Origin of the sequence: Microcystis sp. M49636_WE2 (assembly GCF_030065375.1) — a bacterium.
GTDB classification, from domain to species: domain Bacteria; phylum Cyanobacteriota; class Cyanobacteriia; order Cyanobacteriales; family Microcystaceae; genus Microcystis; species Microcystis aeruginosa_C.
This window is the reverse complement of record NZ_JASJFG010000468.1, coordinates 1-10,541: the sequence shown is the minus strand read 5'-3', so window position 1 is coordinate 10,541 and position 10,541 is coordinate 1. Positions and strand designations below refer to the sequence as shown.

Here is a 10,541-nt window from a genome sequence, read left to right as displayed (position 1 = left end):
TCTCGATTTAAATTGTTAACTGTGAAGTGGGGACAAGCGAGAATCTGTCCTTGTAGTTCGCTCAGATAACTGGGAGTAAAAGCGTCGGGATATTGGGAATAGTAAGGCACGGATAGAATCGCAACGGTATGGCAATCTTTATGATAGCTTGTTCCTAGAGAGATGGGGATAATTTTCCCAGAAGTGTTCTGTCTGTGTGTACTTTAAGATAAGAGTTATTAAGAATGATGTTCTGCTCGAAAGCTTGACTAACTCTCCTTAATTCTCCGAGGGATTTATTGTCGAGCCGATTTTCTACCGTAGCGGTTATTATTGTTAACTTTTTGATTGACTAATCAAATACCTCAAATTCCTGGCCGATCTTGCCAAAATATTCCCCCAAACGTTGTTGAATGATATTAATATACTGATCTTCAATTTCAATACCAATAGTCTGATAACCTAATTCTAGAGCGGCAATTAAAGTTGTACCCGTTCCAGCAAAAGGATCGAGAACTATATGACTGTTATCCTGTGGTAGAAATAACTCGAGCAGTTTTCTAATCAATGATAAAGGTTTAATCGTACAATGCTCATCAAAATTTTCATCCCGTCCTTTAGAAAAGCCCTCTAAAATATTGGATTGAAAAGAGCCGTCACTTAGTATAGCTTTGAAGGGACCTAATCCAGTCATTTGTAGAGTTTCAATATAATTGTTTTTTAGAGGCTTCTGCACAATAACTATAGCTTCCCATTCATTTCTCAGGCAAGTATGCCAACCTTGCCATTGTTGAGCATTAGTATCACCAATTTTGTCAAGTTTTTTCTCAATATTTAATCCTTTAGGAATGCCTGAATGTCGTCTATAAACCAGCACATCTCTAGCATAAAAACCGGCATTTTCAAGAGCAATCTGAATATGAGCCAGTGTTCTTGTGCTACTAAAAACAGCGACAACAGCCCCCCTTTTACAAACACGCATTAGTTCCTTTGACCAATCTGTTGCCCATTCAATATAATTGACCACATTTTCGCGATTGCGTTGATACCAACGCTCATTGCGAACCCCACCAGCTAACCCACTTCCATAGGGAATATTTTTTACCAGTGTGGAACTGTTTTGAATGCGTTCTCTGCGTCTTTGGATTTCATCATGATCCCAATTTCTGCCAATGAACTCATAATTATAGGGTGGATCTGTGATCACACAAGATATACTAGATTCTTCTAGTAAAGTGAGAAGTTCTCTACAATCACCGTGCAGAAGTTGCCATCTTTTTGAGATATTCATCGGGCAATATAAAACTCCTGTGTTTCAGAAAATTTATCAAAAGTTTTCAGCAAATCGAACCCACTGCGCTCAAGTATATAATCAAAACTTTGTTGGCTCTGCAAAACAGTCCAGCCACCCAGATGACAAGCTTTAATCGCTGCTGGTAAGTTATCCTCTCGCACAATCAGTAAAATAGGTTTAAGTCCTCTTTCCTGTAATAGTTTTCCATACTGTTTAAACTTTTTAAGTGTGCCAGAATCTCCCGAACCAATTCTATATTTAGTATCAATGGCATCTCTACCTAAAATGCAGTCACAAGGTTGATCATCTGCAATCTTTAAAGCCGGTTGATAATCTAAACAATTAGCCTTAAAAACTTCTGTCACCAGACGTTGCCAACACATTCCTAGTTCCCTGCCCCAATACTGACGATTTTCCCTTTTTAAACTAGGAGTAATTCCAAATACCCTCATAAGCGGATCATAATCATCATTTTCTTCTCCATAGATTTTGTCACTAAAAGAACTTTGGTATTGTCTCAAAATTCCCTTGAGTAGGTTTTCTATTTGATCGGGTGGCATCAATAATCCTTTTTGATATAGATAGCTAACTACTGATTATCTACCCAAATTATCGGTAATCTGTTCAAAGATAATATCACCCCTGGCCAAGGAAAATGATCGGTTATTTACACAGGCCTTCCATCTTGCCCCTAATATTCTAACAGCCGATCGTCCCTAATTTCTAAATCATTGACTACCCACGGTTTACAATAGTTAAGAACCAACGGCAAGCAAGAATTAACGATGCGGATTTCGATCAACTGGTTACGAGAATTAGTCAAAATTGTCCAATCTCCCCAAGAATTAGCCGAATTATTGACAATTGCGGGAATAGAAGTGGAAGAGATCGAGGATCGCCGAGAATGGGCAAAGGGTGTGGTTATTGGTAAAATTATCGATCGTCAACCCCATCCCAACGCAGATAAATTAAGTGTCTGTCAGGTGGATATCGGTCAGGAAAATCTTAGTACAATTGTCTGTGGTGCGCCCAATGCTAGGGCTGATATTCTAGTTCCCGTGGCTACTTTGGGAACTTATTTAGCCAAAATCAATTTAACGATTAAACCGGCTAAATTGCGGGGGGTAAAATCGGAAGGGATGATCTGTTCCCTCGCGGAATTAGGATTAACTAAAGATTCTGAAGGAATCCACATTTTTAGCCAGGAAAATCTCCCTTTAGGTACAGATGTTCGTCCCCTTTTAGGACTCGATGAGGTGATTTTAGATATTTCTCCCACCGCTAACCGTGCCGATGCTTTGAGTATGATCGGAGTCGCGCGAGAAGTGGCGGCTTTGACAGGAGGAGAATTAAGCCTACCAAAAGTGAAATTAGGTGAATTTTCCCCTAAAAAAGATTTAACGCTGGAAATATCAGAAAATAAAGCTTGTCCTGCTTATATTGGTACGGTGATCGAGGGGGTAAAAATTGGCCCATCTCCGCTATGGTTGCAACAGCGTTTACAGGCTGCCGGATTGCGATCGATCAATAATGTGGTCGATATTACTAATTATGTCCTCTTGGAGTGGGGACAACCCTTACACGCTTTCGATCGCGATCGTTTACAAAGTTTTGCCGGAGGTAAATCCGTTACTATTGGGGTCCGTTTTGCCGAGGAAGGGGAAAAAATTATTAGCCTTGATGGTCAGGAAAGAAGCTTAAAAGAGCTTAATTTATTAATTACTGCCAATAATAAGCCGGTAGCTTTAGCGGGGGTGATGGGAGGTCAAGATACAGAAGTTAACGAGGAAACCGTTAATCTTGTGCTAGAGTCGGCTTTATTCGATCCGATCGCTATCCGTCGTTCCTCAAAAGCGCAGGGTTTACGCAGCGAATCTTCTGGACGCTATGAACGCGGTGTTAATCCCGCCGCTTTGGAATATGCTTGTCAAAGGGCGATCGATTTGATTCTAGAGTTAGCTGGGGGAACTGTCAGCAGTCAGGTTAAAGCTGATTATCGTGCCGATCAGTCCAGTCGTTCGATCGAATTGCGTTTAGAACGTTTGCAGCAGCTACTGGGTCAAGTTACCCTAGATAACGGTGCGATCAGTGAAATTCTCGCCGAAGATGTGGAACGGATTTTAGGCAATTTAGGCTGTGAATTACAGTTAACCTCAAAAAATCCTGTTCTGTGGACTGTGACAGTGCCAGACTACCGTTATCGGGATTTAGAACGAGAAATTGACTTAATTGAAGAAGTGGCGCGACTGTACGGATATGATCGCTTTGTCGATACTTTGCCGGCAAAAACCGCAGCCGGAGGATTGTCCTTTGAGGAAACTATACAGCGTCGGGTACGGGAAGCTTTTCGAGCAGTCGGTTTGACGGAATTAGTCCAGTATTCCCTAGTTAAACCGGAATTAGCGGAAGTTGTCCTCGCTAATCCCCTTTTTGTCGAGTATTCTGCTTTGCGGACTAATCTCCTCGACGGTTTAATCGAAGCGTTTGAGTATAATCAGTCTCAGGGTAACGGTTCCTTAAATGGCTTCGAGATCGGGCGAGTTTTCCGCTCAGAATCGGATAATATCAACGAATACGATGCGATTGCTGGCATTTTTGGCGGTGATTTCTTCCCGGCCGGACGTTGGCTGCGATCGGGTAAAGAGGTAGCCATGACTTGGTATGAAGCAAAAGGCATTTTAGAAGCAGTATTCGATCGCCTTTCGCTGACAGTAAGCTACGAAAAAGATGCCGAAGATGCGCGTTTTCATCCCGGACGAACAGCATCTTTATGGATTGGTAAACAACGACTAGGAATTTTTGGTCAACTACACCCGCAATTGCGTCAGCAAAAGGGATTAATTGAGGCAGTTTATGCCTTTGAAATCCAGTTCCCGATCCTGTTAGCAACTCTTAGCGATAGTGCCAAAATTACCCCGCGTTTACAGGTCTATTCTACCTATCCGGGGGCTGCACGAGATATCGCCTTCTTTGTTTCTACAGATATACCCGTAGATAGATTGACAAAAACTATCAAAAATGCTGGGGGAACTCTTTTAGAAAAAGTCGAATTATTCGATCGCTATCAGGGGCAGAATGTGCCAGAAAATCATTGTAGTTTGGCCTTTAGTTTAGTCTATCGTGCCAGCGATCGAACTTTAACCGATGAAGATGTGGAACCCTTAATGACAAAAGTGCGAGAAGCTTTAGTTAAACAGTTCCAAGTTTCTTTAAGAAGTTAAATTCAGCGATCAATTATCAGTTATCAGACATCGACCTTATATTATCTCAAGAATAATCTCACACATCGCTATCAATATCGCTGATTGCCTCTAATGATTACCAATCAGTTTAAGAGGTTGGAAGGGTTCTTTTTTAGACTCGATCTCCTCTAAAAAATATTACAATCAATCGCTTTTGATATACGCTTTAAAAATAGATGATAATTGAAATCGGTTTTGCTCCCTTTGAATTAAATAACGTTGTTGCAAGGATTGTAAACCATTGATTAAATCACTAGCAGATAAATCTAGGTTATTTTTTAACTCCTCTCTAGATAAAGGTTGATCAACTTTACTTAATTCTAAGGCGATTTGTTGGGCAAGGGGAGAACAGCGACCAAAAATTTGTTTTAAATGAGACTGCATTTTTTTTGTAATAACTAAGCTATTTTCTGCCAAGAAATCGTTAACCTTGCCATCAAAAACATCTTTAATCAAAACGGCAATATCAGTTAAATAAAAAGGATTACCTTCGTATAATTGAATTAATTCTAACCATCTTTCCCCATCTTGTAAACCTTTATTTTTAAGAAAATCAATGGCTTCAAATCCTGATAATTCTAAGCATTGAATGGGAGAATTTTCTTGATTAAGATAGTTCATTTCCGCCGATTTTTCTTGACTAATGAGAATAAAATGGCTCTGGTGTTGGATTTCTGCAATCAGTTTTAAAAAATGTTGATAACTACTATATTCAGGTTGATAATTACCCGCCATTTGACCAACAGCAAAAAGATTTTGAAAATCATCTAAGACGATTAAACATTTATGATTGCTTAGAACTTCTAACAATTGCTGGATTTTATTATCGGTGCTTTCTTTCGGTTCTTTTTGGCAAGTATTCAATAAATCATTTAGCCATAAATCTAAAGACTTAGGAAATTTTAAACTTTTCCAAATCACCACTTCAAATTGTTCTAAATTGAGATCAATAAATCGTTTAACTAGGGTGGTTTTTCCTATTCCCCATAATCCCAAAACGGCAATTAAGCGAGTATTTTGCTTAAACACCCAGTTCGAGACTGTTGCGAGTTCGTTTTCTCGATCGTAAAAGTCAATAATTTGAGGAGCAAGGGTTAGATCATGATATGTCTGAGAATATTGAGAGTTTATCTCTCTATTTTTGTCATCTTTATTGAGTTGATTAAAAATCTGAGAGCAAAAATTAAAATTTTGATTTATTTCAACAATTTGTGATGATTTAATCTTCATTCTTTCTATGGTAGAACGAAAATTAGATTTTCTTATTTCTTCCCCAAAAGCATCCGATAAAAGCTTCCATAATTTAGCACCTTCCTCTCTAATATGAGTCTCACTGCGGTGATATTCGTTACCTATTTCTTGATAACTCTGTCCTTGCCAACTCCCTTCAAAAATAGCCTTCTGGATAGTATTTAGCGGCTTTTTATCTCGCTCAATAAGGCGTTCGTCAATCAGTTGTAAGACTTCCGTGATATTCATACAATCGACACAGCAAAAGACTTTTGGGTATTATAGCCCAACTAAATCCCACTTTTTCCAATTTTCAGAAAAATTTACCCGACAAAACTCCCGATAAAATCCGATGTTTAGGGGTTGTCACTTTTTGGAAGCGTTTGGCATGATGGAATCTAGTTAAGCAAAACAGACCTAAAACTAACCATATCTAACTCAGCGACGCTAGTTCTAAGTATTATTGCTTATGTCTCAGTTTAACGTAGGTATTTTATGACGAAGTTCGTTTTAGACAAATATGCGCTCGATTCTAAAAAATCAGAAGCTAAGGCAAAAATCGTCGGTTCATTGGGTTCAAATGCCTCAATTTCAGGGGATCAGATAGAAGTCCCCAGTTATGACGCAACCAAAGTGGTTCAGATTTTAAGTCAAGTTGGTATCAAGTATTCGGGGGGGTAGGTAAAAGTGCCAGTTGGTATCCTTACAAGGAGTTATTTTTGAACATTCGTAATTGTGGGTATTAATTATGAAAACAACAACTAAATCATTAACTTATTTTCGTTTTATTACTTGGCTCTCAATAATGTTTGCATTCATCAATATTGGGATTAGTCCAATTAAAGCTCAACGATATTCTCCTCGTCAAATAATAAATGTGGGAACAGTAGTAAATTCAGCAATTGGAGGATTAGTAGGAGGTGTTTTTAAAGCAGTTGGAGAACAAGAAGGACGTAGAATGTTACAGTCTGGTCAACCATATACACATTTTTACTTTGTGTTAATGCCTGATGGATGGTATTATAGAGTATGCCAAAACTATCAAAATGGTGTGCCTATTTCTCCACCTTACCGGTGTTAGTAAGAACTACTTTGTTAAATTTTACATCAAGTTAAGTTTTCAACACTTTTTATTACAGGAGGACTTTGAAAATGAGCGATTGGTTGACACACGCACTGAATCACTTAGCAAGAGAAGGGCTTAAACATGCGATAAAAGAAGCTCCTAAAGTTGCAAAAGAAGTAAGGGAAAAAATTGAAGACTATCAAAGACATCGTGAGCGAGAGAAACAATATAAAATCAATGAAATCCGTAGAGAGTTTGATGCTTTTGAAGAAGAACTAAATAAAAAAACCGAAGAGAATGTATCCAATTCAAGAGCATCAACTAATAATTCTCGTCCGGGTTACTATAATGTAACTTTAATTACTCCTGATGGAAAAGAGACAATTGAAGTTCCTGCTGATGAGTACATTCTTGATATAGCTGAAGAATACGGACTAGATATTACTTCTGATTGTCGTGCGGGAGCTTGTAGTTCCTGTGCTGGTAAGATCGTTTCTGGTAGTGTAGATCAATCAGATCAATCTTTCTTAGATGATGATCAAATAGACGATGGTTATGTATTGCTTTGTGTTGCTTATCCTACTTCTAATTGTGTCATTGAAACTGATAAAGAAGAAGATCTTTATTAGTGCGATCGCTTTTCTATCGGGTGCATTAACACAGTATAATGCACCTTATTTATTATTGTGTCTAATCTTTACAAAAACTCAATCTTTTTATACATATATTGAGGTTCTAAACATTCCCAAATTAAGACTAAATCACTGATAATTTTTCCAATTGGCTGACGTTGTTGGCGAGTGTAAATAATGCCACAATGTTCAATACCTGTAGAGGCCAAACTAAGAAAATCATCATCAAAAGTAAAAATGACTCGTTGTTGGGACAAAGCATAAGCTAGTTGTCTTTCATCAGATGCACCAATTAGACCCTCTTCTGGGGATGTTGTGACATCAACTCCCCGCATTCTCAAGCCGTTTGCAATAGCATTACTAACACTTTCATCCAGATGAAATTTAATCTTGACTGGCATTTTCACCCTGTAATATTTTCTCAATTAAAGATGGTTTGTTTCCTTGTAGTTGTTTAGCAAAAGTTTCTCCTGCTTCAATTTGTCGTCTAATTTCTTCTCGATTGTCATGGTAATAGGTCAAGGCCGCATAAACATCTGCTAGGGTAATAGTAGGATGGTGATAAATAATTTCATCTGGTGACATTCCCATTCTTTCATGCCAAATTACAATATCTTGAACTTTAATTCGATGTCCAGCAATACGAGGTTTTCCACCACAGATACCAGGAGTGATTTCAATATGTTGTGAGATAACTAAAGATGACATAATTACTTACCAATAATATTAATAAATTGTTATTATCGTACCATTTTTTCCCCAGTAAGGCAACATCACTGCGATCGCCGATCTGGTAGATTGGGTTGAGGCACGAAACCCAAGATGATCAACTATTAATTTATTTGGTTGGTGTTGGGTTGCACTTTGTTTAACTACATTTTGGCAATAAAGAGGCGATTAGGGTTGATAAACGGCGAACGCTAATCTTGTAAGCTTTAAACAGTGCTATCTAAAAAACTAAACAAACTATAATTAAAATTACTGCAAAAATTTAGAGAGTAAAGAAGGAAATATGACAGAAATAGTTTTTTTAGTGGAAGATGCACCGGAAGGGGGATATACAGCAAGGGCATTAGGCGAGTCTATTTTTACCGAAGCCGATGATTTACAATCTTTACGAGAAATGGTAAAAGATGCCGTTAATTGTCATTATGATGATAGGGAAAATCGCCCTAAAATTATTCGTTTACATATTGTTAGGGATGAGGTATTTGCGGTATGAAGCTACCCAGAGATTTATCCAGTGATGACTTAATCAAAAAATTGTCTGAGTTAGGTTATGAAGTGAGTCGTCAAACGGGTAGCCATATTAGACTAACTACTTCTGAAAATGGTACACATCAGATTACTATTCCTGCTCATAATCCTGTCAAAATAGGCACTTTAAATAATATTTTGCGTGATGTCGCTCTACATTTTAATCTAAGTAAAGATGAACTATTGAAAAGACTGTTTTAAAATGGCTATCTCCTGTAGATTGAGTGCGATCCAAGATGATCAATTATTAATTTATTTGGTTGGTGTTGGGTTGCACTTTGTTTAACTACATTTTGGCAATAAAGAGGTGAACGCTTTTATTTTAATAATCTTTCCTATTTTTCATGACTTCCTATCCACCCCCAAATATAATCTTCATCATCTTTAAAAGCTAAAGCTCTATAATTAATACCAAATCCTGCCGATCAAAATTCTCCAACTTTTTTAAAAGACAAAGAAGGATGGTTTAAGTCACTTTTTAAAAGCTCAAAATTCCTTCTTACTAAAATTTGATTTGTTTTTCCCATTGTTGATCGTCTAACTTATTAATCCAATTTCTTAAATACAAAAATTCATCAAAAGTAAGGCTTTCAATTTCCGCTTGAGTTAATTGTAACTTTGTCATCTTACTATCTTTCCACAACAATAGTTCAAATTTGAGTTTTATATTATCATTTTTTCCGTAAAAATGGAGATTTGTGATCGCATTTGGCAGAATATTAGAAGTGCGATCGCTTTTCTTGTCGGGTGCATTAACAGAGTATAATTCGCCTTATTTCTTGTTATTGATGGATTCCCACCATAACTTTAAATCACTTTCATTAATCTTTTTTTGAAGATATTCAATCTGATCTGAATAGCTGAGATTTTTCATGTCTTTAGCCATTTTTTCTTGACTGGTTTGTTTAAAAGCTAAACAGTCAAAACTTTTTTTAATTGTCGTTGGCTTCATCAATTGTTACCTCTAAAGGAGAAATAATAGTCAAAATCCCATAGCCATTGAGTAAATTAATTTGATTATAGCCTTTCATTTTATCTAGGCGCACAATATGTTTAAAATTCCATGATATGATTGCATCCGCTCTAGCTATTGTAGCAGCCGCTACATGAGTAGCATCATTAATAGACTTTGATGTAACAACTCCTTCATTGATATAAGTAGTCGTGCAAAATTAATTTCCTAGTCAAGATAGGCAAAAGGCAAGAGGCAGGAGGCAAGAGGTGGTTAGATATGTGTAATTAATTTTGCTTAGGTACTTAAGCATCCCTTAACTGTAAAACTTCAGGTGTTATCTTAACTACTTCAATAACTCTCTGCGGAATCGATAATAAAATATCTTTAACCGCTTGGGGGGTATTAGTTAATTCGCTAACAATGATATCACTCATTAACAAAATAAACTTTTCTTGCTTAATGGCTTCCATCAATTGATTGGACTCTAAGGAAAATTCATCATCTAAACAGCCTCCAATGACTGATGTATCAATATAAACTCTAAGTTTTTTCATAAATGATAGAAAAAGTTTTCTGATCTTAGTTTAACATCAAAAGTGCGATCGCCGCTCTTTTAGAGTGGATTAAGGTAGTGTAATGCAGCTTATTGATAATAGAATTTTTGAAACCTAAAAGTCGAGGGCTTTAGTTTTAAGATTTATCAAGCTTAAAGTACAGTTAACATTAAGTTATAATAATCATTAGCCAACAACAATTATTACTATGTCTTTTGCAGCTAAATATCGAGATCGGATTGTGATTAACCCAGACATTCGCAGTAGCAAACCTTGCATTGTTAATACTCGTATTGCAGTAGCAGATATTTTTGATTATCTAGGAGGAGGGA

Annotated in this window: 14 protein-coding genes and 1 pseudogene; 7 read left to right on the top strand and 8 right to left on the bottom strand. The window is 37.1% G+C overall.

The window, feature by feature from the left end:
* The 3 genes and pseudogenes from PX484_RS11120 to PX484_RS11110 form a co-directional block, all read right to left on the bottom strand.
* Positions 1–110: pseudogene (locus PX484_RS11120) on the bottom strand (2OG-Fe(II) oxygenase); the annotation flags it as partial.
* A 221-nt stretch (positions 111–331) separates the two neighbouring features.
* Positions 332–1,270, bottom strand: a complete 939-nt coding sequence (locus tag PX484_RS11115) for a DNA-methyltransferase (RefSeq protein WP_287767622.1) — start codon at positions 1,268–1,270, stop codon at positions 332–334.
* Positions 1,267–1,833 (bottom strand): hypothetical protein, encoded by a 567-nt coding sequence (locus PX484_RS11110; protein ID WP_043999965.1) that lies wholly within the window; start codon positions 1,831–1,833, stop codon positions 1,267–1,269. The genes PX484_RS11115 and PX484_RS11110 overlap by 4 nt, the downstream gene beginning before the upstream one ends.
* A gap of 225 nt (positions 1,834–2,058) precedes the next feature.
* On the opposite strand from PX484_RS11110, the gene pheT reads away from it, so the two are divergent.
* Positions 2,059–4,494, top strand: coding sequence for a phenylalanine--tRNA ligase subunit beta (pheT, locus tag PX484_RS11105; RefSeq protein WP_287767626.1), 2,436 nt, complete (start codon positions 2,059–2,061; stop codon positions 4,492–4,494).
* A 165-nt stretch (positions 4,495–4,659) separates the two neighbouring features.
* Here pheT and PX484_RS11100 read toward each other — a convergent pair whose 3' ends face one another.
* Entirely contained in the window at positions 4,660–5,994 is a 1,335-nt protein-coding gene (locus PX484_RS11100; RefSeq protein WP_149989437.1) for a helix-turn-helix domain-containing protein, read from the bottom strand.
* Between the two features lie 246 nt (positions 5,995–6,240).
* Here PX484_RS11100 and PX484_RS11095 point away from each other — a divergent pair, with 246 nt between their 5' ends.
* The 3 genes from PX484_RS11095 to PX484_RS11085 all read left to right on the top strand — a co-directional run bounded on the left by PX484_RS11095 (position 6,241) and on the right by PX484_RS11085 (position 7,440).
* Positions 6,241–6,426: a hypothetical protein gene (locus PX484_RS11095; RefSeq protein WP_002737983.1), complete on the top strand. Its 186-nt coding sequence runs from the start codon at positions 6,241–6,243 to the stop codon at positions 6,424–6,426.
* Positions 6,427–6,493: 67 nt separating this feature from the next.
* Positions 6,494–6,826 (top strand): hypothetical protein, encoded by a 333-nt coding sequence (locus PX484_RS11090; RefSeq protein ID WP_002776941.1) that lies wholly within the window; start codon positions 6,494–6,496, stop codon positions 6,824–6,826.
* A 71-nt stretch (positions 6,827–6,897) separates the two neighbouring features.
* The gene (locus PX484_RS11085; protein WP_002802876.1) at positions 6,898–7,440 is read left to right on the top strand and encodes a 2Fe-2S iron-sulfur cluster-binding protein; all 543 of its coding nucleotides are present in this window, start codon (positions 6,898–6,900) and stop codon (positions 7,438–7,440) included.
* Between the two features lie 68 nt (positions 7,441–7,508).
* Here PX484_RS11085 and PX484_RS11080 read toward each other — a convergent pair whose 3' ends face one another.
* Together PX484_RS11080 and PX484_RS11075 are read right to left on the bottom strand one after the other, a co-directional pair.
* Positions 7,509–7,844 carry a DUF5615 family PIN-like protein gene (locus tag PX484_RS11080; RefSeq protein ID WP_002790889.1) on the bottom strand — a complete coding sequence of 112 codons (336 nt, stop codon included), beginning with the start codon at positions 7,842–7,844 and terminating at the stop codon, positions 7,509–7,511.
* On the bottom strand, positions 7,828–8,151 hold the full coding sequence (locus tag PX484_RS11075) for a DUF433 domain-containing protein (protein ID WP_002802877.1): 324 nt from the start codon (positions 8,149–8,151) through the stop codon (positions 7,828–7,830). The genes PX484_RS11080 and PX484_RS11075 overlap by 17 nt, the downstream gene beginning before the upstream one ends.
* Positions 8,152–8,455: 304 nt before the next feature.
* Here PX484_RS11075 and PX484_RS11070 point away from each other — a divergent pair, with 304 nt between their 5' ends.
* Together PX484_RS11070 and PX484_RS11065 are read left to right on the top strand one after the other, a co-directional pair.
* Positions 8,456–8,665 (top strand): hypothetical protein, encoded by a 210-nt coding sequence (locus PX484_RS11070; protein ID WP_002747310.1) that lies wholly within the window; start codon positions 8,456–8,458, stop codon positions 8,663–8,665.
* A complete protein-coding gene (locus PX484_RS11065) occupies positions 8,662–8,901 on the top strand; it encodes a type II toxin-antitoxin system HicA family toxin (RefSeq protein ID WP_002747313.1) in 240 nt (79 codons plus the stop codon). The genes PX484_RS11070 and PX484_RS11065 overlap by 4 nt, the downstream gene beginning before the upstream one ends.
* 571 nt (positions 8,902–9,472) lie before the next feature.
* Here PX484_RS11065 and PX484_RS11060 read toward each other — a convergent pair.
* Positions 9,473–9,652 carry a hypothetical protein gene (locus tag PX484_RS11060; protein ID WP_159251988.1) on the bottom strand — a complete coding sequence of 60 codons (180 nt, stop codon included), beginning with the start codon at positions 9,650–9,652 and terminating at the stop codon, positions 9,473–9,475.
* A gap of 305 nt (positions 9,653–9,957) precedes the next feature.
* Positions 9,958–10,209, bottom strand: coding sequence for a hypothetical protein (locus tag PX484_RS11055; RefSeq protein ID WP_260441799.1), 252 nt, complete (start codon positions 10,207–10,209; stop codon positions 9,958–9,960).
* A 208-nt stretch (positions 10,210–10,417) separates the two neighbouring features.
* Between PX484_RS11055 and PX484_RS11050 the strand changes: the two genes are divergently transcribed.
* Positions 10,418–10,541 (top strand): DUF433 domain-containing protein (locus PX484_RS11050; RefSeq protein WP_288103838.1); only part of this gene is annotated, 124 nt, incomplete at its 3' end.